Origin of the sequence: Streptomyces sp. JJ66 (assembly GCF_019303495.1) — a bacterium.
Lineage (GTDB): Bacteria > Actinomycetota > Actinomycetes > Streptomycetales > Streptomycetaceae > Streptomyces.
Genome location: NZ_JAEVFI010000008.1, coordinates 72742 through 94362, shown reverse-complemented (window position 1 = coordinate 94362; position 21621 = coordinate 72742). Strand labels below are relative to the sequence as shown.

Sequence of the window (21621 nt, the reverse complement as noted above, 5' to 3'; positions counted from 1 at the left end):
TGCGGCAGTGGGCGCACCACCACACGGTGCAGCCGCCCCGGGACTCGCCCGGCAGCTCAGCGACGATCTCCAGTTCGCCGGGCTGCTGGCAGCGCATGCAGGCGCTCGGCGGCACGGGCCGGTCGGGGCGAGTCACCGGACCACCCCGGTGACACCCGGGCCGTCCGGCAGATGCGGCGCGCAGGCGGGACACGCCCAGGCACCGTGGTCAGGGCCGAAGGCGGCGGGCGCGGTCGCGACGAGCACGGCCTCGCCGGTGGGCCGACCGCACCCCGTACACAGCACAGTGACCGGGCGGCGGGGGCCGACGCGCTGGGCGACGCCCACCGTGAGAGCCTGCTCCAACACGGCCGCATCCATCCACGGACCCTCGCTGCCGGGCAGCACCAGCCAGCGCAGTTCACCCCAGCGCTGCCCCGCCGGGGGCACACCGATGGAAAGACCACCCCGGGACAGCACCGCCACCCCGTCCAGACGAGGCCACCCGGCAGCCGCCCCGGGCTGGACAAACCACGTCAGCAGACACCCCGGGGCGTCCTCGATAACGGCACCCGAACGGCCGTCAAGCACGTCGAACACGGCGGGCGCGAGAGCGGCGGAGACGCGCACCGCATCCCACCACACCCCCGCGCGCTGGTACTCGATAGTCGGGCCGGGCGGCGGCGCCCAGGCTGGGGTCGCTCCGGAATGCGTCTGCACGGGTCTCCCTTAGATCACAGTGGATGACAGCTCCTGTGGTAAGAGCTTCGGCCCGGCCACCCGATCCCGGGATAACCAGCGGGGGTTACCGTGTCGGTAATACAGTCGTTGGACGTTGCGGAACGGGAAGAGCCCGTGCCTAAGATCGCCTGGAAGTTGGCCCCATGGACGCCACCACCCCCGGCCCGCTCCCCGCCGCAAGACGCACTGGAGCTAGTGCCGCGTCAGGCAATGTTCGCCCTGGTGACGACTTCGCGTAGGCGCTGATCGGTGGCGTGCTTGTTCCGCCAGATGATGTAGCGGCGGATCATGCTGCCCTGGGCTTTGTGGCTGGGGTGGTCGGTGCCGTCGAGGGCGAAGTAGCGCAGAGCGGTGAACTGGGCGGCGAACAGGTGTCGGACGCCGTGCGGTCGGGTGTAGGTGGCCCGCCGCCGGAGTCGGGGCTCACGGTCGGGGTCCTTGCCCTTGCCGCCGCGTTCGGCCCACTGCCGACCGGGGTGCGGCTGGAGGTTGAGCGGTCCGATTTCGTCCAGACAGAAGACGACTTCGGGCTCGCCGTCCTCGGGTATGACCTCGCCGCCGGCGATGGCACATTGACCGGCCAATTCTCGGATGACGGATCGGTGCCCCCACTGCCCTGACCGCGTACGCGCCCGCGCCCCAGCTCGCGGTGCAGACGGCCACGATCGCGGTGCCTAGGTATGAGTGAGCGGCGGCCGCAATGGCGGAGCCCCGCCGGTGGGCGGGGCTCCGTCGGGTTCTACTGCGGGCCTGCGCGGTGGTGGAGCGGGGCTGTTCGCCCACCGTGCCGGGGAGGGCCGGCGTCAGCGGCGCGACCACCTGAACCAACGCCCGGTCATCCAGCGCCCGGTGACCAGAAGCAGACCAAGGAGCAGAACGAGCAGGCCGACGGACTGTGCCAGCTCGGTGCTCGGGCCGTCGTGGCGGAGCACCATCAGGCCGCTGACCAGCGACATGACGACGACGCCGAGCCCGAGGACACCCTGGAAGAACAGCATCAGGCGCCACATGGTTGGTCCTGCCTCCTCTGTCGTCGAGCCTCTTGCGCGCATAGGGGTTGTTGTGCTCGTGACAGACGACTGTAGCAGTCTGATGATGTTGCAAGGTTGTCAGCGATCGTTGGCCGGGTAATCGACTGGCTGCCCGGTGTTGGGCAGGCTTCCTCTGAGGTGTGATCTTGGAGGTGGTTGTGGGACGTCGACCGAGTGTGTTCGTCCGGCCGGTCAGTATGGACGAAGGCCGTCGTCTGCAGCGGGTCAGCCGGACTGCGAAGGACCCGGTCAAGCTGCGGCGGGCGATCGTGGTGCTGATGTCGGCACAGGGCCAGACGGTCAAGGACATCTGCTCGCTGATGCAGGTCAGTGAGGACTACGTCCGCGATGTCGTCCACGCCTTCAACGAGCGGGGGTTCGAGGCGCTGGACCCAAAATGGAGCGGGGGCGTCCCAGGACCATCAGTGACGAGGTGCGTGAGCATATCTGTCTGATCGCCCGGACGTCCCCCGCCGACTGGAAGATCACCGCGTTCTCCACCTGGAGCCTGAGCAAGCTCGCCGAGCACTTGGTCAAGCAGAAGGTGACCGCGTCCATCAGCCGGGAGACCCTGCGCCGGATCCTGCGCGCGGGGAAGGTCTCCTGGAAGATCACTACCACCTGGAAGGCGTCCACCGACCCGGATTTCATCGCCAAGATGCGCCGCGTCCTGGCGCTGTACGACACCCCGCCCACCGACGGGCGGGTGATATGCGCCGACGAGTTCGGACCGCTGAACCTGATGCCCCGCAAGGGCAAGGCGTGGGGGCCGGTGCGGCGTCCGCGCCGGCTGCGGGCCACCTACAACCGCCACGACGGCGTGATGCACATGCTCGCCGCCCTCGACCTGGCCACCGGCAGGCTGTACTACCGCATCCGCCCACGCAAGCGCTGGCACGAGTTCCTCGGACTGCTCAAGGCCCTGCGCGCCCGCTGGCCCGGGGAGAAGCTGTACGTAGTGCTGGACAACTTCGCCCCGCACAAGCACGCCAACGTCCGCGCCTGGGCCGCCACCCACGACATCGAGCTGGTCTTTTTGCCGACCTACGGCTCCTGGCTAAACTGGATCGAAGCCGAGTTCGCCGCCCTGCGCTACTTCGCACTCAACGGCACCGACCACCGCAGCCACAACGAGCAGAACACCGCCATCGCCGCCTACATCCGCTGGCGCAATGCCCGCGCCGAACCGAAGAAAGCCTTCGCGACCGAATCACCGATCCGCTCATGGACCGATTACCCGGCCAAGGCTGCATGACAAGCCACTAGTACGACTCGCACAGGAGGGCGCCCGTTACGCCGGGAATCCCCGGGTGAGGGCCATGTTGCACACCCGGGAAGCATGGGCCTACGCCGTGATGGGCCGCACTGCCGCGTTCGGCCGGGCAACCGAGCAGGCCCGCGACGCTCTGGCTGGCGCGACACCCGGCAACGAGCCGTACTGGATCGCCTACTTCGACGAAGCCGAACTCGCCGGGGTCACCGGGGGGCGACTCTTGGACCTGGCTAGGAGGGACCCGGTTGCGCACGCCGAAGCCGCCGCCACGGAGATCCGCAAAGCGGTGCAACAGCGTGGCAGTGAAGCGGCGCGCAGTCACGCACTGGACTGGATCGGGCTTGCTGAATGCGCCTTCCTCTCCGGCGACATGGCTGGCGCAGTCGAACACACAGGGCAGGCCGTGGAAGTAGCGCGCGGGACGCAGTCCGGGCGGGTTCGCGCGCAACTGGGGCAGCTCTACCCGTACACGGTCGGCCGGGAGGTCTCGCGCGGTGTCGCCCAGGCACGGGATAGTATCCGCGACCTGCTGTCGAGCTGAGGGGATGGTCGTGACTACGCTGGCTGTGACAGGGCACATGGACCTGACCGACGACACGGTGCCGCTGGTGCGGGACGCCTTGCGGAAGCTCCTCGCGGAGTACCGGGACGGCGGCCTGGTCGGGGTGTCGTGCATCGCGCGCGGCTCGGACACGCTCTTCGCTGAAGCCGTCCTTGAGGCAGGGGGGCAGCTGGTGGTGTTGGTGCCGTCGCGGGACTACCGGGAGCGGAAGGTGAAGCCCGACCACGCGCCCACCTTCGACCGGCTGGTGGATGCTGCCGTCGATGTGGTGGTGATGCCTTACGAGACGGCCAGCCGTGAGGCGTATGAGGCTGCGAACGCGGTGCTACTGGAGCGCGGGGAGCAGCTGGTGGCGGTGTGGAACGGCCAGCCGCCCAGCGCGAAGGGTGGCGGCACCGCAGACGTGGTAGCTGCCGCCCGGCAGGCCGGGCTCCCTGTGCGAGTGGTCTGGCCTGAGGGGTCCGCACGCACCAGCTGATCCGGCCTCGCTACGGGGGAGGGGCGGGGCCGAAAGCGCCGTCCGGGCGCGGGTCGAGACGGTGTTACCCACATGTGCCGCCGAGTACGGCGTCGAGCGCGGCGGGGACGCCGTAGTCCTCCGTGCCGTGCGCCAGGGGCATGCTGCGCACGCTGAAGTGCGCGCCTACCTGCGCGGGTGTGATGTGCTCCCCCGCGACCCGCACAGCTAGGCGCTGAAGCACGTAGGCGCCCAGCGGAAGCCCGGTCGGACGGTGATCGAGCGCGGCGGGGAGGGCTTCCCCTGCCGGTCGCCCCCTCAGGGCGCGGAGGTTCACGGAGCGCCCTTACCTGGGGCTCACGGGATCAAGGGGCGGCGCTACCTCCGACACGGGCAGCGGGGAGAGCGGAGCAACACAGGGAACTCTGTGTAACCTACTGTAGCCCTGCGTGCTTCTACGTGACGCGGCGTAATAGCGCGGACGGGCAGCAGCCCAGCACTCGGTACCTCCCCCACCAGCCCTTCCCCGCCGCCGACGAGCGGACCGCAACCCGTGACCCACAGCGCCGAAGGGAGCCGCGATGCGGCGTCAGGCCACCCCAGCCCTACAGCCCGCCCCGGCCGCCCAGCCAGCCCCAACGCCACCCCCAGCATCGCCCGTACCCCCCACGGGAAGCACCACCCCTACAACACCGTCCGCACTGAGTGGTCCCCGGCGGCCGGAGCCTTCCCCTGGCTCGCTCCCCTGCGATACCGGTACCGGTACCGAGGGCGGTACCAAGTGCGGCGCCGGTACCGAGGTCGGCGCTGCGGTTGACGGGGTGCTGCGCGCCTGGCTGGGCGAGCGGTGTGCCGAGGCCAACGGCGTGGACGCCCGGTTCGGGGCCGACGTCGCCGGGCTGGTGGAGCGGCTGGTGCTGGCTGGCGGGAAGCGGCTGCGGCCGCGCTTCCTGTGGTGCGGCTGGCGCGCGGGCGGGTCGGAGGAGCGCGCGGAGCAGGCGGTGCTGCGCGTCGGGGCGGCGCTGGAGTTGTTGCAGGCGTGCGCGCTGGTGCACGACGACCTGATGGACGCCGCACCGCTGCGGCGCGGGCTGCCCTCCGCGCACCAGGCGTTCGCCGACCGGCACCGGGCGCGCGGGCTGGGCGGTGCGGCCAGGGAGTTCGGCGCGGCCGGGGCTCTGCTGGCCGGGGACCTGGCGCTGGTGTGGGCCGAGGACCTGTGGCAGGAGGCGGAGCTGCCCGCCCCCGTGCGGCAGCGCGCGGGCGAGCAGTGGCGGGCCATGCGGACGGAGATGGTCGCGGGCCAGTACCTGGACCTGTACGCCCAGGCGGCCGGGGACCGGAGCCCGGCACAGGCGCTGCGCATCGCCCATCTGAAGGCGGGTCTGTACACCGTGCAGCGGCCACTCGGGCTCGGCGCGGCGATCGGGGGTGCCGAGCGGCCGGTGCGCGAGGGGCTGGAGCGGGCGGGGCGGTGCGCCGGGGTGGCCTTCCAGCTGCGGGACGACCTGCTGGACGTCTTCGGTGATCCGGCCGTCACCGGCAAACCGGCCGGGGAGGACGTGCGGCAGGGGAAGCCCACGTATCTGGCGGCTGTGGGTCTGCACCGGGCGCGGGTGGGCGGGCACCGGACGGCCGAGCAGGTGCTCGTTCGCGCCCTGGGCGACCGGGGGCTGAACGCGGTGGCGCTGGAGCGGGTGCGTGAGGTGCTGACGGAACTGGGCGCGCGGGCGGTGGTGGAGGAGCGCATCGACACGCTGGCCGCCGAAGCCGTTTCCTGCGTCGCTCAGGCCGGGCTGGCGGCGGACGCGGCGCGGGAGCTGACGGCACTCATCTCCGCCACGGTAGGGCCGTCCGCCACGGCGCAGCCCTCCGCCACGGCGCAGCCCTCCGCCACGGCGCGGCCCTCCGCCAACGCGCGGCGTCCGCACGGGGCCAGTGGCGCAGGGGGGGTGCGGGCATGAGGACGGTGGAGGGCCCCACCGGTCACGTCATCGTGGTCGGCGCCGGGTTGTCGGGGCTGTCGGCGGCGCTGCACCTGCTGGGCGCGGGCCGGTCGGTGACCGTGGTGGAGCGCGAGGGCGGGCCTGGTGGCCGGGCGGGCCGCACCGTGATGGGCGGCTACCACCTCGACACCGGTCCGACGGTGCTGACGATGCCCAGCCTGATCGACGAGGCGCTGGCGGCGGTCGGTACCGGGCTGGCTAACCACGTGGAGCTGCTGCCGCTGGACCCGGTCTACCGGGCCTGCTTCGCCGACGGTTCCCGGATCGACGTGCACAGCGACCCGCACGCGATGGAGGCGGAGATCAGCCGGAAGGTGAACCTGGCGGACGCAGTCGGGTACCGGCGGCTGCGGCGCTGGCTGGAGCGGCTGTACCAGGTGCAGTCACATTCGTTCATCGACGCCAACTTCGACTCCCCACTGGGCCTGCTGGGCGCGGACCTGGTGCGCCTCGCGGCGGTGGGCGGCTTCGCCTCCTGGCACGGCCGGGTGGGCCGGTTCGTGCGCGATGAGCGGCTGCGGCGGATCTTCACCTTCCAGGCGCTGTACGCGGGGGTGCCGCCCGCCCGCGCGCTCGCCGCGTACGCGGTGATCGCCTACATGGACACTGTGGGCGGCGTCTGGTTCCCGCGCGGCGGGATGCACGCCGTGCCGCGCGCGATGGCGCGGGCGGCCCGGTCGGCCGGTGCCGAACTGGTCTACGGCGCCACGGTGGAGGGGCTGGAGCGGGTCGGCGGCCGGGCGGTCGCGGTGCGCACCACGGACGGCCGGCGTATCCCGGGCGACGCCGTGGTGCTGACCTGTGACCTGCCCATCGCCTACCGGCTGCTGGGCGGAGCCCCGCGCCGCCCAGTGCCGCTGCGGTACGCGCCCTCGGCGGTGGTGGCCCACCTGGGCGGACCCCGCAGCTGGCCGGAGCTGGCCCACCACACCCTGTCCTTCGGACGCGCCTGGGGGCGTACCTTCGACGAGCTGACCCGCACCGGGGAGCTGATGAGCGACCCCTCGCTGCTGCTCACCTGTCCGACCGTCACCGACCCGCGGCTGGCGCCGCCGGGGCGGCACCTGCACTACCTGCTCGCCCCTTGCCCCAACCTGGTGCGCGGCCGTCAGGACTGGCCACGGCTCGCGCCCCGCTACCGGGACGAGCTGTACGCCGAGCTGGAGCGGCGCGGGCTGGCCGGGTTCGGCGCGGACCTGGAGCTGGAGGAGGTCGTCACCCCGGCCGACTGGGCGCGGCAGGGGCTCGCCGCTGGCACCCCGTTCTCCGCCGCCCACACCGTCGCGCAGACCGGGCCCTTCCGCCCCCGCAACCTGCCGCGCGGCTGGGACAACGTGGTGCTGGCTGGCTGCGGCACCACACCGGGCGTGGGCGTGCCGACGGCCGTGATCTCCGGCAAGCTGGCCGCCGCCCGCGTCACCGGCACCCACCGGCGTCCACCGCTCGGCAGGCGGGCCGTGGCCGTAGCGCCTGCGGGGAGTGCGCGGTGACGGCGCGGGAGCTGGCCGCCGCTGGCGTCCACGACCCGGTGCTGCGCGCCGCGTACGAGCGCTGCCGCCGCGTCAACGCCCGTGGCGGCGCGACGTACTTCCTGGCCACCCGGTTGCTCACGCCGTGCCGTCGCCCGGCGGTGCACGCGCTGTACGGCTTCGCCCGGCACGCGGATGACATCGTGGATGACGTCGAGGGCGTGCCCGGGCAGGCCGACACCGCCGCGCGGACCCGGGCGCTGGACGCGCTGGACGCCACCGTGCGGCAGGCGCTGGCCACCGGGCGCAGTGATCACCCGCTGCTGGCCGCGCTCGCCGACACCGCCGCCCGCTACCGCATCGAGCCCGCGCACTTCACCGACTTCATGCATTCCATGCGTATGGACCTGCACATCACCGACTACCCCAGCTGGCAGGCGCTGCGCACGTACACGCACGGCTCGGCCGCCGTCATCGGCCTGCAGCTGCTGCCGGTCCTGGGCACGGTGGCGCCGCGCGAGGAGGCCGCGCCGCACGCGGCGTCGCTCGGGGTGGCCTTCCAGCTGACCAACTTCCTGCGGGACGTCGGCGAGGATCTGGACCGTGGCCGGATCTACCTGCCCGGGGACCTGCTGGCCGCGCACGGCGTGTACCGGGAGCTGCTGGTGTGGTGCCGGGCCACCGGAACCACCGAGCCGCGGGTACGGGCCGCGCTGCGTGAGGCGATCGCCGTCACCCGCGGGATCTACCGGCACGCGGCCGAGGGCATCGACCTGCTGCACCCGGCGTCCCGGCCGTGTGTGCGGACCGCCTTCGTCCTCTACCACGCGATCCTGAACCGCATCGAGGCCGCCGACTACGCGGTGATGGACCGCCGGGCGGTGGTGCCGCGCCGGTACCGGGCGGCCGTCGCGCTCGGCGGGCTGGCGGCCATCGCGGCCGGACGGGCCCGCGTCGCCGTGCGCGGTGACGGCACCGGCCCGCCGCGCACGAAGGCGTACCGCTGTTGACCGGGCGCCGGCGCTGGCGCGGCCCGCTGCGGCTGCTGCCCGCCCAGGAGTGGAGTCGGCAGGAGCCCACCTGGCGCGCCGCCAGGCCGCAGCTGATCGAGGCGGCACTGGCGCGGGCGACGGCGCGTCCCTCGGGGAACTGGTACGTGCTGTGCGCGAGCCGGGAGTTGCCGCCGGGGCGCCCGCTGGGCCGCACGGTGGCCGGGGTGGAGGTCGTCGCCTGGCGGCGCCAGGACGGCGCGACGGCGGCGGGTCCCGGGGCGTGCCCCCACCTGGGCGCCCCGCTGTGCCAAAGCCCGGTGGTGGACGGGACGCTGGTGTGCCCCTGGCACGGGCTCACCCTGACCCGGCGCGGCGGCCCCGGCTGGGAGCCGTTTCCCGTCCACGACGACGGCGTGCTGGTGTGGGTGCGGCTGGACGACGCGGGCGGGGAATCGCCGCTGCCCGCGCCCCGGGTGCCACGGCGGCCCCGGCCGGAGGTGTCGGTGGCGGCGGTGACGACCGTAGTGGGCACCTGCGAGCCGCAGGACGTGATCGCCAACCGGCTCGACCCCTGGCACGGCGCCTGGTTCCACCCTTACGCCTTCACCCGGCTGACCGTCGTCGCCGAGCCGGACCCGGACGAGGGCGACCGGTTCGTGGTGGAGGTCGCCTATCGCGTGGGCGGCCGGGCGGCGGTGCCGGTGCGGGCGTCGTTCACCGCGCCGGAACCGCGCACGCTGGTGATGCACATCCTCGACGGCGAGGGCGCCACGTCGGTGGTGGAGACGCACGCCACGCCGCTGACCGGGCCACCCGCCCGCGTGCCGCGCACCGCTGTCATCGAGGCCGTGATCGCCACCTCACGGCGGCCGGGTTTCGCGGTGGCCCGGGCGGCGGCGCCGCTGCTGCGGCCGCTGATGCGGCGGGCGGCGGCGCGGCTGTGGCGCGACGACCTCGCCTACGCCGAGCGCCGCTGGCAGCTGCGCGGCCAGGGCCGCTTCCCGGGGACGACGTGAACCGCGCGGCCGCGCGCTCAGCCGGGCGGCACTTCGCGCACGGGGCGCCGGGCCACGAAGGTGTGCACGATGCCGCGCTGCCAGCCGGGTACGGCCTGGACACGGACCTCCTCGAACCCGGCCTGGGCCAGCCGGGCGGCGAACCGGGGCACGGTGTCGAAGTCCAGCACGCTGCGCCGCAGGTGCCGGTAGAGGCCCGGGCCGCCGGGGCCGAGCGAACCGGCCGGGATGATCACCGCGCGGCACACGGTGTTCCACACCAGCCGGTGCCGGGCCGCGCCGGACAGGCAGTACTCGTGGACCGCCAGCGTGCCGCCCGGCCGCAGCAGCGCCCGCACCCGGCGCAGGACAGGGCCGGGAGCGGTGAGGTTACGCACCAGGTAGGCGGCGAACACGGCGTCGAACGGCCCCCGCACTCCCGCCTGTTCCAGGTGTTCGGCGCCAGCGTGCACGAACCGCACCCGCTGCGGCCAGCGCTTGGCCCGCGCGCGGCGCAGCATGCCCGGCGAGGCGTCCACCGCCACGAGGTGCGCCAGCGGTGCCGCCTCCAGCAGGGCGCGGGTGGAGGCGCCGGTACCGCAGCCGAGGTCCAGCACGCGTGCGTCCCGGCCGCCGTCGGGCAGGCCCAGGCGCCGGGCGGAGAGCCGCAGCTGGCCGTGGTAGCCGGGGCTGGCGGCCACCAGCCGGTCGTAGGCACCGGCGGCCCGGTCGAAGGCGGCGGCGAGGTCGTCGTCGCGCAGCAGACTCACGGCGGGCTCCCTTCGTACGCGGTGGGCGGGCCGCCCGGATGCGGCCCCACCCGGCCGCGTACCCGCTGGACGCCGCGTGCCCCGCGCCCACCCGGGTGGTCCGTGCCGCGTCGGGGAGCAGCCGTGGCGGAAACGGACGGGCGGGAGGCGCGGGCGTGAGCGAGGCGGGCGTGCGGGACGTGGATGTCGTGGTGGTCGGCGGGGGCGCGGCGGGGCTGTCGCTGGCCCGCCACCTGGTGGCCGGGGGCGGCGGGCCCACGGTCGCTGTCGTGGAGCCGCCGCCGGGGCCGGTGAGCAGTCCGCCGCGCACCTGGTGTTTCTGGGAGCGCGGGGTGGGCCCGCTGGAGGCGTTCGTCTCCGCGTCCTGGGACCGGATGGCGGTGCGCGGCGTGCACGGGGAGCCGCTGGGCTCCGGCCGCTCCCCGGGCCACCGGTACAAGATGATCCGCTCCGCCGACTTCCTGCCCGCCGTCACCGCCGAGCTGGCCGCGCACGGGCGCGCGGAGGTAGTGCGGGCCACGGTGACCGGCGTCCACGACGGCCCGCGCGGCGCCCGGGTGACCGGGGTGGACGCGGCGGGGCGCACCGTACGCCTGCAAGCCCGCTGGGTGTTCGATTCGCGCCCGCCCCGGCGGCTGCCGCCCGCCCGGACCACCTGGTGGCAGCATTTCCGGGGCTGGTTCGTGCAGACGCGGGCCGACCAGTTCGACCCGGGTGTGGCCGAGCTGATGGACTTCCGCACCCCGCAGCCCCCGTGCGGTCTGTCCTTCGCCTACGTGCTGCCCTTCGGTCCGCGTCGCGCGCTGGTGGAGTACACCGAGTTCTCCCCGCGTCCGCTGGACGACGCCGGTTACCGGGCCGCGCTGGAGCACTACACCCGCCGGGTGCGGCCCCTGGGCCGGTTCTCCGTCACCGGCTGCGAACAGGGCGTCATCCCGATGACCGACGCCCGCTTTCCCCGGCGGTGCGGCGCCTCGGTGTTCGCTCTGGGTACCGCGGGCGGCGCCACCCGTCCCGCCACCGGGTACACCTTCGCCACCGTCCAGCGTCAGGCGGCCGCCGTGGCCGCCGCGCTCCGGGCCGGACGACGCCCTCTCCCGCCCCGCCCGCACCCGCGCCGCCACCTGGCCATGGACGCGGCCTGGCTGCGCGCGCTGGCCACCGGCCGCATCGACGGCGCGGACTTCTTCACCCGGCTGTTCGGCGACCATCCGCTGCCCCGGGTGCTGGACTTCCTCGACGGCCGCTCCTCCCCCGCCGCCGACGTGGCGCTCGGACTGCGCTGCCCCCTGTGGCCGATGCTCCACTCGCTGGCCGAACTGCCCTTCCTGCCCCGGCGCCCGCACGCGGCGGCCACGGTTCCCGCTCCCGTCCCCGGAAAGGTCTCCTGATGCACCACCACCGCGCTGACCGCCTGGCCCGCGACCCGCGTGCCGCGTACCGGCCCGCGCCGCCGGGCGCACCCCGCATGCCGGCGCCCGGTGCCCGGGCGGCCGTCGTCGGCGGCGGCATCGCCGGGCTGGCCGCCGCCACCGCACTGGCCGAACGCGGCGTGCGGGTGGAGCTGTTCGAGCGCGAGAGCGACTTGGGCGGCCGGGTCGGCGGGTGGGCGACGCGGCTGGCGGACGGCACCGGCGTCACCATGACCCGCGGGTTCCACGCGTTCTTCCGCCAGTATTACAACCTGCGCAACCTGCTGCGTCGTGTCGATCCGCGGCTGCGCATGCTCGCGCCGCTGCCCGACTACCCGCTCCAGCACGCCGACGGCGCCCGGGACGGTTTCGCGCGCATCCCGCGTACCCCGCCGTGGAACGTGCTCGCCTTCGCCGCGTCCAGCCCCACCTTCACCCCCGCCGGGCTCGCCGGGATGAACCCGCGGGCCGCGCTGCCGCTGCTGGACGTACGCGCCGCCGACGTCCACCGCCGCCTCGACGGGCTCAGCGCGGCCGGTTTCCTGGACGCCGTGCGCTTCCCGCAGCAGGCCCGGCACCTGGCGTTCGAGGTGTTCTCGCGCAGCTTCTTCGCCGATCCGCGCGAGCTGTCGGCCGCCGAACTGGCGCTGATGTTCCACATCTACTTCCTCGGTTCCGCCGAGGGCCTGCTGTTCGACGTCCCCACCGAGCCGTTCCCCGCCGCACTGTGGGAGCCGCTGGCCGGCCGGCTGGAGCGGCTGGGGGCCACCGTGCGCACCGGCACCAGCGCCGAACACCTCGCGCCCCGCGGGTCCGGGTTCACCCTCACCACGGCCGAGGGCGGCGGGGCGCGGCGTGCGGCCCGCTACGACGCGGTGGTGCTCGCGCTGGACACCACGGGGCTGCGCACCCTGGTGGCCGCCTCTCCGGAGCTGGGTGACGCGTTCTGGCGCGGGCGGGTGGCGAGCCTGCGGGCGGCACCGCCGTTCTGTGTCTCGCGGTACTGGCTCGACCGGCCTGTCGCAGCCGGGCGGCCCGGCTTCCTGGGGACCAGCGGGTACGGGCCGCTGGACAATGTCAGCGTCCTGGAGCGCTACGAAGGTGAGGCCGCGCGCTGGGCCGCCCGCACCGGGGGCAGCGTCGTGGAGCTGCACGCCTACGCCGTCCCCCCGGAGGCCGACCGCACCGGCGTGCAGCGGCGGCTGCGGCGCGAACTGGCCCGCGTCTACCCCGAGACGGCGGACGCGGTGGCCGTGGACGAGCGGCACGTGTGGCGGGCGGACTGCCCGCTGTTCGGCGTCGGCACGCACCGCGAGCGGCCCACCGTGCACACCCCGCACGCACGGCTGGCCCTGGCCGGGGACCTGGTGCGCACCACCGCCCCCGTCGCGCTGATGGAGCGGGCCGCCACCACGGGCTTCGAGGCCGCCAACGCCCTGCTGGCGACCTGGGGCGTACGCGGCCATCCTCTGCTGACCGTGCCCACCGCCGGGCGCTCACCGCTGCTGCGCACGCTCGCCCGCGTCCTCACCCGGCCCGAGTCCCGCCCCCACCGGCAACCGGCCGCGCCCGCCCCGGCGGAACCGGTCGCCGCACCCCCTCGACCCGCCCCCGCGTCCGCCGGGAGGTCCTGACCATGACGGACTCCGCCGCGCCAAAGGAAACCGGCGCTGCCCGCTATCACTGGCTGTTCGGGGACCAGCTCGGCCCGCACTTCCTGCCGGCCGGCGCCACCGCCGTCATGATCGAGTCCCAGGCGGTGTTCCGGCGGCGGCGGTTCCACCGGGCCAAGGCCCACCTGCTGCTGTCGGCCATGCGGCACCGGGCCGCCGAACTCGGGGACCGCGTGCGTTACGTCCGCGCCGACACCTACCGCGAGGGGCTGCGCCAGGCCGTGGGCACGCGGCCGGTGACGGTCTGCCACCCCACCTCGCACGCGGCCTTGCGGTTCGTGCGCTCGCTGGAGACGGTGCGGGTGCTGCCGCCGCGCGGCTTCATGGTGCCGTTCGACGTCTTCGAGCGGTGGGCCCGGTCGGGCAGCGGGCGGCTGCGTATGGAGGACTTCTACCGCCGGGTGCGTCAAGAGCACGAGGTGCTCATGGACGGCGACCAGCCGGCCGGGGGACGCTGGAACCTCGACCGCGACAACCGCGAACCGCCGCCGAAGCGTTCCGGGCCCACCCTGCCCGTCCCCGCCCCCTACCGCCCCCGCGAGGACGCGATCGACGCCCAGGTACGCGAGGACCTCGACCGGTGGGAGCGCTCCGGGCAGGTCTCCTTCGTCGGCCGCGACGGACCGCGCCGGTTCCCCGCCGACCGGGCCGAGGCGCGGCGTGCGCTGCGGTCGTTCACCGACCGGCGGCTGGCCACATTCGGCCGGTGGGAGGACGCCATGCTGGCGGCGGACTGGGCCATGAGCCACAGTCTGCTCTCCGCCGCGCTCAACCTCGGGCTGCTGGACCCGGCCGAATGCGTCGAGGCGGCCGAGCGGGCGTACCGGAGGGGGACGGCGCCGCTGAACTCGGTGGAGGGCTACGTCCGCCAGGTCGCCGGGTGGCGGGAGTACATGTGGAACCTGTACTGGCACTTCGGCCCCGGCTACCGGCAGTGCAACGAGCTGGGCCACCACGCGGCCCTGCCCGGCTGGTTCACCGAACTGGACGCCGACGCCGTCCAGGCCCGCTGCCTGTCCACCGTGCTGGCCCAGGTGCGGGATTACGGCTGGGTTCACCACATTCCCCGGCTGATGGTGCTGGGCAACTACGCGCTCCAGCGGGGCTGGGACCCGGCCGCGCTCACCGACTGGTTCCACCGCTGCTTCGTGGACGGCTACGACTGGGTGATGCTGACCAACGTCATCGGCATGTCCCAGTACGCCGACGGCGGCCGCATCACCACCAAGCCGTACGCGTCGGGGGGCGCCTACATCAACCGGATGAGCGACCTGTGCGGCCCCTGCCACTACCGGCCCGGTGACCGCACCGGTGACCGCGCCTGCCCGTACACCACCGGCTACTGGGCCTTCGTCCACCGCCACCGGGACCGGCTGGCCCGCAACCACCGCACCGCACGGGCCGTGCGGCAGCTCACGCGCCTGGAGAACCTGGACGAGCTGCTGCGCGCCGCCCGGCTGCGCGGCCACGACGCGGCCCCGTGAACCCGGCCCCGCCCGACGCGGCGCGGTGACCGGGGCCGCTGCCGGCCGTCTCACGCCCCCGGTCAGGGCGGGCCGGACGGGTCATGCCGCCGGGTGCGGTATCCGGTGCGGGCCGGGGGCGCGGGTCCTGCGGCGTTACGCCGGGGTGAGCAGGGCTGTCAGTTCCGGCACGGCGGCCTGGAGGTGGCGGGCGAAGGCGTCCATCGCGCCGGCCACCGGGCGCGGCGTGCTGAGGTAGAGGTTGAACCGGTCCGGGAGCAGGACGTAGGCGACGCCGATGCACTGCGCGCTGGTGGAGCCGAAACCGAAGTACTGGATGCGGGTGGAGGGCGCGGAGCTGGTGCTCAGGTAGTCGTCACGCAGCGTCAGCCAGCCCGGCGTGCGGTAGAGGGCGGGCTGCTCGGTGACGCCGAGTTCAGCCCCGCGACGGCGCTGGATCAGCTCCAGTTCCCACAGGTGCTGCTCGGGCGCCTGCCCGGCCTGGCACTGCCGGGCGCGCTCGGCGTGGGCCCGGGCGGCGGCCAGGAAGGCGGCACGGCGGGTGGCGGCGTCGGCGTCCGGGTCCTGCATCGCCTCGGTGAAGGTCCGCGTCTGCGGGGTGACGACGCGCATCGCCTCGGTGCGGCCGTGGCGGTACTGGCGGGTGGCGATGGACTCGTAGGTGGCGCCCAGGTGCCCCTTGGCCCGCTGGTGGGCGAGCTGGTAGGCGCACTGGACGAACGCGTCCGGGGAGACGCCGAGTGCTTTGGCGGTGTTACTGCCGAAGTCGGGGAAGCTCAGGGTGCGGGTGGCGGTGCCAGCTCCGTAGGCGGCGAACGCCCCGGCGGCCTCGGTGACGCGGGCACGCAGGTCGTCGTCCAGTACGAAGGCGAGCCGGTCCAGCGCGGGCAGCCCTTGCGGTCGCGCTCCACAGGCGCGGGACTGCTCCTGGGCCGGGGCACCCAGCAGGGCGTCGGTGAAGCTGAGGATGGTGGTGCCGTCCAGCTCGCAGTGCTCGACGTTGACACCGGCCCGGCCGTCGGCGAAGACGACGAGGGAGACGGCCTTGTCGAACCAGCGGTTGCCCCGGTCGCCGTACAGCAGTTCGTCGCAGGCCGTCTGGGTGTCGGCGGGTGCGGTGTCCTCCAGACAGAGACAGAACAGGGCGGTTTCGATGTCGTCGAGGCTGGCCGCGTTGCGCGGGTGGTGGGCGAGCAGGTCGGCGCGGGTTTGCGCCCACTGGGCGCGGGCCAGGGTGGTGAGGTGGCCGACGGGGGCGGGCTCCGGATCGGCGGCGGCGGCCTTCACCACGTGGCGCAGGCCCGCTTGCAGGTCGTCCAGGGCGTGCGGAACGCCGTCCGGGCCCAGCACGTCCATGCGGAACAGGGTGCCGCGGTGCAGGACGACGATGTGGCGGGCGTCGGACGGGCCGGGCCAGGCGTCCGTCCAGGGCGCCCGCACCGTGTCCTGCTCGGTGCCGGGGATGCGCGTGGTGGAGAACAGGTAGCGGTACTGGGCCATGGACTGCGGCACGCCACGCTGCTCCACCGGCGGCAGTAGCCCGGTGTCGATCTGCCGCTTCAGGTGCAGCGCCCCGGCGATCAGTCCGGCGGCGCGCGTGAACTGGTCTTCGCCGGTGTCCTGGAACAGGAAGAAGAAGTTGGCGTTGAGCGCGATACGGTCGCGGCGGCCCAGGTAGCGGTAGGGCCAGAAGGTGTCGAGCCAGCTGTGCACCCCCTCGGTGGCGTCGTACTGCGCCAGCGCCGCGTGCAGCACGCGGCCGGGACCGTCCGGGCGCAGGAACGCGGCGACCTCCGCCTCGGTGGCGGCCAGTTCACCGGCCGTCAGCAGCGGCGCGCACCAGGTGAGGAACCGCGCGCAGCTGTCCTCCAGCGTGGGCAGCGGCACCCGGGGCAGCTGGTCTTCACCGGCGAAGGTGGCGGGGGTGGCGGGGGTGTTCAACAGCGGCCTCACTTCGGGATGTCGGCGGCAGCGGAGGGGTGCGAAGGACCGGGGTGCGCGGGGCTGGTGCGGGGCGTGGAGACGTACAGCTCGGCGTGGAGCCAGCCCTCGGCTTCCAGTCCGTCAGGATTCACTTTGGCGGCGGTCAGTTTCGCCACGACGCGGGCGTGTTCCTCCGGAGAGGCGAACCTGCGCTGGGGAAAGACGCCCTCAACGCGGTACGTGTGGTAACCGAGATCGGCGAGCGCGGCGGCGATGGGCGCGAAGGAGAACATGCGCAGCACGAAGTGGGCCATCCAGGGCCGGTGTTCGCCTTGCGCCCGCACGATGCGCACCAGAGTGCGCTCGGTGACGTAGCCCAGGCAGCCGGTGGAGACGACCAGGTCCGTCCCGGCCAGTTGCCGCCGCTGGTGCGCGGTGGGCTCCTCCGCTTCCAGGTCGGCGTGTACGGCGTCGTCAAGGAACCCGGCGTCAAGGGCGTACTCCAGGGCGCCCGCGGAGACGTCCAGGCCGGTGACGTGAAGCGGCCGTGCGGGCTGCCGGGAGCGGGCCAGTTCCCGGTCGTGGGCGATCAGGTCCGCGCGGGTGCGGGTGTCGGGCTGGGGCACGTCGCAGTAGCGCGCGTACAGCTCGTCCATCGTCACGTCGTACTTCAGCAGCGCGCCGTTGACGCCGTACGAGCAGCCGACGTCCAGCACCCGGGGCGCGGCCACCCCGTGGGCGTCACGGTACTCGGTGAGCAGCTTCGCGAAGTGGGGCTTGGCCTGCTGGGGCACGCAGTAGCCAAGGGGGCGCAGCGTGGTGAAGAACGGGCGCGGGTCGGTGCCGGTGTAGAGGTGGTCGAGGGAGACTTTGCCGGTCGCGTCGAGACGCACAGGGTGGGCCTTCCGGGGTGGACGGTGCGGGGCGGGTGGCCATGCGGGACGGGCGGGTGGCGCTGGTCAGTCGAGCAGGGCGTCGCCGCGGACGCGGGCGGCGCGGTCTTCGGCGGCCAGGTGTTCGGGCAGCACACGGCCGAAGAGCTGCCGGGTGCGGGCGACGCTGCCGATGACGCCGGGGCGCTCGCTGTAGGCGAAGATCGCCGAGTGCCGCGCGCGTTCCCCGCGCACCGGGCTGACCCGGTGCAGCGAGTAGCGTCCCTTGAACAGCTGGAGGTCGCCGGGCCGCAGCGGCAGGCGCCGCACCAGGTGGGTGCCGTGGCCGGTGAGGACGTCCTCCACGGCGTCGAAGTGCTCGTCCTGGGCGGACCGGATGTGCGGGCAGTACTCGAAGGTCCCGCCCTCGTCCGGTTCCTGGGTGAGCATGCTGACGGTGAACTCGTTGGTGTCGAAGTGCCAGGGGTGTTCCATGCCGGGGGCGACGACGTTGAGGACGAGCCCGGACAACGGGTCGGCCAGTTCGTGCAGTTCGGGCAGGCCGAAGCAGCGGGCCACGAAGTCCTGGAAGTGCGGGTGGGTGTAGAGGCGGGAGATGACGGCGCCTTCGGGCAGGCGGTCTCGGGCGACGAAGGCGTTACCGCGCCGGAAGGTGCGGCGTCCGGGGTGCCCGGGCGGCAGCTGGGTGTCCACCGCGATGTTGTAGACGTTCACGGTCTCGACATCGTGGTGGGCGTGCGGGGCGATGGCCGCGCACTCGTCCCGCAGCCTCTCGCGCAGCGCGGGGCGGACGAAGTCGGGCAGCACCGTGCAGCCGGCCTCAGCCAGCTCGCGCCGCGCTCGGGTGACGACCGCCCGCTGGACCAGGCTCGCGGCGTCGGACAGGGGGTAGCGGGCCGTGTCGACCAGCTGGTCGAGCGGTAAGGGGGCCAGGGTGCTCATGCGATCCTCTCCACGCGGGCAGACCGTCACTGACCGCCATGGCGGGCCACCACGGCGGCAACTCTACTGAGCGGTAACGGAGATGAGCCTGTCACAACCCGCTGCCCATTGTCTGTGACACGTCACACGGCGGGGGCGGCCGTACCCGAACCGTGATCCGCCCGCCGCCGGCCCGGCAGCCCGGGTGCGGTCACGGTGCCTTCACCGGTGGCGCAGCCGGCTGGGCCACCACACCGCCGGGCCGATGACCCGCACCAGGGCCGGGACCAGCAGCGAGCGGACCACGAAGGTGTCCAGCAGGACGCCGAAGGCCACGATGAACGAGATCTGTACCAGGAACGACAGCGGGATGACCGACAGCGCGGCGAAGGTGGCGGCGAGCACCACGCCCGCGGAAGTGATCACGCCACCGGTGGCCGTCAGCCCCTTGAGCACGCCGAACCGGCTGTCATGGCGCACCGTCTCCTCGCGGACGCGGGTCATCAGGAAGATGTTGTAGTCGACACCGAGTGCCACCAGGAAGACGAAGCCGTACAGCGGCACGGACGGGTCGGTGGCGGTGAAGCCCAGTACATGGTCGAAGACCAGCGCGGCGACGCCGAGGGTGGCGAAGAAGTTGAGTGCCACCGTGGCCACGAGCAGCACCGGCATGAGCACCGAGCGCAGCAGCGCGATGATGATGAGCAGGATGATGGCCAGGACGACGGGGGTGATGAGCGCGCGGTCGCGTTCGGCGGTGACCCGGGTGTCGTAGGTCTGCGCGGTGTAGCCGCCCACAAGGGCGTCGGCGCCGCTTACTTCGTGTACCGCCTCGCGCAGCCGCTGCACGGTGCGCTGGGCGGCGTCGCTGTCGGAGGACGCGCTCAGGGTGGCGTTGACCAGGACGCGGCCGTCCTCGACCCGGGGCGGCCCCCCGCCCGGACGCCCGGACTCGGTGAGCGGGGCGGCCTGGGCGACGCCTTCGGTGTCCGCGGCCACCTCGGTCACCTCGCGCACGGCGTCGGCGTCGGCGATGATCACCGCGGGGTTGCCGGAGCCGCCGGGGAAGTGCTCGCCGAGCACCTCCTGGGCCCGGACCGAGGACGCCTCGCCGACGAACGTCTCACTCAGCGGCGCCCCGTCCGTCCGCAGCTGCGGGGCGAAGGCGGCGCAGGCAACCAGGGCGACCAGCGTTCCCGCCAGGACGCGGCGCGGCCGCTGGTCGATCAGCGTGGCCACCTTGGCCCACACGCCGCCGCCGGAGACTCCGGAATCGGTGGGCTCCGCGCCGCGCTTCAGCCGCGCGGGCCAGTACGCGGCCCGGCCGAGCAGAGCGAGCGCGGCGGGCAGGAAGGTGAGCATGACGGCCACCGAGCAGGCGATGCCGATCGCGCCCACCGGGCCGAGCGCCCGGTTGTTGGTGAGGTCGCTGAGCAGCAGGGCGAGCAGCCCGGCGGCCACGGTGGCCGCGCTGGCCACGATCGCCCCGGTAGAGCGGCGCACCGCCGCGATCATGGCCGTCCACCGGGGGTGCCCGGCGGCCAGTTCCTCCCGGAAGCGGGCCGACAGCAACAGGGCGTAGTCGGTGGCCGCGCCGATCACCAGAATGGACAGGATGCCCTGCACCTGGCCGTCCACGCGCACCACATCGGCCTGGGCGAGCTGGTAGACGATCGCGCTGGCCAGCGACAGGGCGAGCACGGCCCCGGTCATGATCACCAGCGGCAGCAGCACACTGCGGTAGACCAGCAGCAGGATCAGCAGCACGACGCTGAGGGCGACGGCCAGCAGCAGGCCGTCGATTCCGGCGAACGCGTCCTGTAGGTCAGCCTGCGTGGCGGCGGGACCGGCGATATAGACGCTGGTGCCGGGCACCTCCCCCGCCGCCGCCCGCAGTTCCTCCAGTGCCGTGGCCATCTCCTCGTCGAGATCCCCCTGGAGCTGCACGACGCCCTGGAGGGCCTCGCCGTCCTGCGACGGCAGCGGCGGCGAGGCGCGTCCCGTCACCCCTTCGACGTCCGCCATGGCGGTCAGCGCCTCACCGGCCTGGGCGCGCTGGGCGTCGGTCATGGTGCCGTCGTCGGCCGTCCACACCACGATGGCCGGGATCGCGTCACTGTCCTGGAACGCCTCCTGCTCCTCCAGCACCCGGGTGGACTCGGCACTCTGCGGCAGGAACGCGGCCTGGTCGTTGGTGGCTACTTCGCCCAGCTTCCCGGCGAAGGGACCGACGACACCGCCCAGGGCGAGCCAGACCAGGAGCAGGACGGCGGGCAGGAGCCAACGGGTTGTTCGCGGCGCGGGGCTGCGCATGACACCACCTTCGGAATCGGCGACACGGCCATGCGGCCGAGGAGGACCACCAAACTATCTCAATGATTGAGAGATTACTTAGGGTGGGGGTGTGACGGCGACACCCGAGCCCTCCCCTGGCGATCCGGCGCCCGGCGACGATCCGGTGCCCGACGGCGGCCCGGCGCCCGGCGGCACCCCGACGCGTGGGCGCGGCCCGACGCGTGCTCGCGGTTCCACGGCCGACGACGCGGGCGGCGCCCGGAGCCTGCACGCCCTGGCCGTCCAGCTGCGCGGCGTCACCGCGGGCGTCAACCGGGTGGCGCAGGACTTCGCCCGCTCCCAGGGGCTGCACCACACCGACCTGCTGGCACTCATCGCGATCCTGGACGGCGACGGCCAGGGCGGCCCGCTGACCCCCGGCCGGTTGCGCCGCCACCTGAACCTCACCTCCGGCGCGGTGAGCGCCTGCCTGGACCGGCTGGAGCGCGGCGGCCACATCACCCGCACGCGGGACAGCGCCGACGGCCGCGTCACCCACCTGCACTACGCCCCGGCCGGACGTACCGTGGCCCGCGAGGCGTTCCGTCCGCTGGCCCGCAGCACCGACACCGTCCAGCGCCGGTTCAGCGCCGCGGAACTCGACGTCGTCCTGCGCTTCCTCGGCGAGCTCACCACCGAGCTGAACACCCCGGACCCCCCGCCGGGCTGACGACAAGGCCGCGCGCCCATGCCGCCTCCCGGGGCC

At 73.8% G+C, this 21621-nt stretch carries 20 protein-coding genes and 1 pseudogene; 12 read left to right on the top strand and 9 right to left on the bottom strand.

The features are described from left to right. Positions 1–132: 132 nt before the first annotated feature. From JJV70_RS07925 to JJV70_RS07915, 3 genes and pseudogenes are all read right to left on the bottom strand, one after another. Entirely contained in the window at positions 133–699 is a 567-nt protein-coding gene (locus JJV70_RS07925; RefSeq protein ID WP_219047043.1) for a hypothetical protein, read from the bottom strand. Between the two features lie 224 nt (positions 700–923). Then, positions 924–1289, bottom strand: a pseudogene (locus JJV70_RS07920) (IS630 family transposase); the annotation flags it as partial. Between the two features lie 234 nt (positions 1290–1523). Continuing rightward, positions 1524–1730 (bottom strand): hypothetical protein, encoded by a 207-nt coding sequence (locus JJV70_RS07915; RefSeq protein ID WP_219047042.1) that lies wholly within the window; start codon positions 1728–1730, stop codon positions 1524–1526. 179 nt (positions 1731–1909) lie between these two features. Between JJV70_RS07915 and JJV70_RS22550 the strand changes: the two genes are divergently transcribed. The 4 genes from JJV70_RS22550 (at position 1910) to JJV70_RS07895 (ending at position 4064) form a co-directional block, all read left to right on the top strand. Continuing rightward, positions 1910–2206 carry a helix-turn-helix domain-containing protein gene (locus tag JJV70_RS22550; RefSeq protein ID WP_219047041.1) on the top strand — a complete coding sequence of 99 codons (297 nt, stop codon included), beginning with the start codon at positions 1910–1912 and terminating at the stop codon, positions 2204–2206. Further along, the gene (locus JJV70_RS07905) at positions 2149–3006 is read left to right on the top strand and encodes an IS630 family transposase (RefSeq protein ID WP_257573580.1); all 858 of its coding nucleotides are present in this window, start codon (positions 2149–2151) and stop codon (positions 3004–3006) included. Before JJV70_RS22550 ends, JJV70_RS07905 begins: the two co-directional genes overlap by 58 nt. 64 nt (positions 3007–3070) lie before the next feature. After that, the gene (locus JJV70_RS07900) at positions 3071–3565 is read left to right on the top strand and encodes a hypothetical protein (RefSeq protein ID WP_306823425.1); all 495 of its coding nucleotides are present in this window, start codon (positions 3071–3073) and stop codon (positions 3563–3565) included. A gap of 10 nt (positions 3566–3575) precedes the next feature. Further along, on the top strand, positions 3576–4064 hold the full coding sequence (locus JJV70_RS07895) for a hypothetical protein (protein WP_219047040.1): 489 nt from the start codon (positions 3576–3578) through the stop codon (positions 4062–4064). Between the two features lie 64 nt (positions 4065–4128). Here JJV70_RS07895 and JJV70_RS07890 read toward each other — a convergent pair whose 3' ends face one another. Then, positions 4129–4380, bottom strand: coding sequence for a hypothetical protein (locus JJV70_RS07890; protein ID WP_219047039.1), 252 nt, complete (start codon positions 4378–4380; stop codon positions 4129–4131). A 484-nt stretch (positions 4381–4864) separates the two neighbouring features. On the opposite strand from JJV70_RS07890, the gene JJV70_RS07885 reads away from it, so the two are divergent. The 4 genes from JJV70_RS07885 to JJV70_RS07870 are packed head-to-tail and all read left to right on the top strand — an operon-like array spanning position 4865 to position 9526. Beyond that, positions 4865–6007, top strand: coding sequence for a polyprenyl synthetase family protein (locus JJV70_RS07885; RefSeq protein WP_308294735.1), 1143 nt, complete (start codon positions 4865–4867; stop codon positions 6005–6007). After that, positions 6004–7539 carry a phytoene desaturase family protein gene (gene crtI / locus JJV70_RS07880; RefSeq protein ID WP_219047037.1) on the top strand — a complete coding sequence of 512 codons (1536 nt, stop codon included), beginning with the start codon at positions 6004–6006 and terminating at the stop codon, positions 7537–7539. The genes JJV70_RS07885 and crtI overlap by 4 nt, the downstream gene beginning before the upstream one ends. Next, positions 7536–8528 (top strand): phytoene/squalene synthase family protein, encoded by a 993-nt coding sequence (locus tag JJV70_RS07875; RefSeq protein WP_219047036.1) that lies wholly within the window; start codon positions 7536–7538, stop codon positions 8526–8528. Before crtI ends, JJV70_RS07875 begins: the two co-directional genes overlap by 4 nt. Next, a complete protein-coding gene (locus JJV70_RS07870) occupies positions 8525–9526 on the top strand; it encodes a DUF5914 domain-containing protein (protein ID WP_219047035.1) in 1002 nt (333 codons plus the stop codon). The genes JJV70_RS07875 and JJV70_RS07870 overlap by 4 nt, the downstream gene beginning before the upstream one ends. A gap of 17 nt (positions 9527–9543) precedes the next feature. Here JJV70_RS07870 and JJV70_RS07865 read toward each other — a convergent pair whose 3' ends face one another. Beyond that, complete coding sequence (locus JJV70_RS07865) at positions 9544–10275, bottom strand: methyltransferase domain-containing protein (RefSeq protein WP_219047034.1); 732 nt, start codon at positions 10273–10275, stop codon at positions 9544–9546. A 155-nt stretch (positions 10276–10430) separates the two neighbouring features. Between JJV70_RS07865 and JJV70_RS07860 the strand changes: the two genes are divergently transcribed. Genes JJV70_RS07860 through JJV70_RS07850 form a run of 3 tightly spaced genes read left to right on the top strand, consistent with a single transcriptional unit; the run spans position 10431 to position 14844 of the window. After that, positions 10431–11666, top strand: a complete 1236-nt coding sequence (locus tag JJV70_RS07860) for a lycopene cyclase family protein (RefSeq protein ID WP_308294734.1) — start codon at positions 10431–10433, stop codon at positions 11664–11666. Further along, positions 11666–13321 carry an FAD-dependent oxidoreductase gene (locus JJV70_RS07855; RefSeq protein WP_219047032.1) on the top strand — a complete coding sequence of 552 codons (1656 nt, stop codon included), beginning with the start codon at positions 11666–11668 and terminating at the stop codon, positions 13319–13321. The genes JJV70_RS07860 and JJV70_RS07855 overlap by 1 nt, the downstream gene beginning before the upstream one ends. Positions 13322–13323: 2 nt before the next feature. Next, complete coding sequence (locus JJV70_RS07850; protein ID WP_219047031.1) at positions 13324–14844, top strand: cryptochrome/photolyase family protein; 1521 nt, start codon at positions 13324–13326, stop codon at positions 14842–14844. Between the two features lie 135 nt (positions 14845–14979). Here JJV70_RS07850 and JJV70_RS07845 read toward each other — a convergent pair whose 3' ends face one another. The 4 genes from JJV70_RS07845 to JJV70_RS07830 all read right to left on the bottom strand — a co-directional run bounded on the left by JJV70_RS07845 (position 14980) and on the right by JJV70_RS07830 (position 20894). After that, a complete protein-coding gene (locus JJV70_RS07845; protein WP_257573578.1) occupies positions 14980–16785 on the bottom strand; it encodes a choline/carnitine O-acyltransferase in 1806 nt (601 codons plus the stop codon). Between the two features lie 8 nt (positions 16786–16793). Continuing rightward, on the bottom strand, positions 16794–17660 hold the full coding sequence (locus tag JJV70_RS07840) for a class I SAM-dependent methyltransferase (RefSeq protein ID WP_219047030.1): 867 nt from the start codon (positions 17658–17660) through the stop codon (positions 16794–16796). Positions 17661–17726: 66 nt separating this feature from the next. Next, positions 17727–18602, bottom strand: coding sequence for an arpA protein (locus JJV70_RS07835; RefSeq protein ID WP_219047029.1), 876 nt, complete (start codon positions 18600–18602; stop codon positions 17727–17729). 201 nt (positions 18603–18803) lie between these two features. Further along, positions 18804–20894 carry an MMPL family transporter gene (locus tag JJV70_RS07830; RefSeq protein WP_219047028.1) on the bottom strand — a complete coding sequence of 697 codons (2091 nt, stop codon included), beginning with the start codon at positions 20892–20894 and terminating at the stop codon, positions 18804–18806. A gap of 91 nt (positions 20895–20985) precedes the next feature. Between JJV70_RS07830 and JJV70_RS07825 the strand changes: the two genes are divergently transcribed. After that, positions 20986–21585, top strand: a complete 600-nt coding sequence (locus JJV70_RS07825) for a MarR family winged helix-turn-helix transcriptional regulator (RefSeq protein WP_374227256.1) — start codon at positions 20986–20988, stop codon at positions 21583–21585. Positions 21586–21621 lie beyond the last annotated feature (36 nt).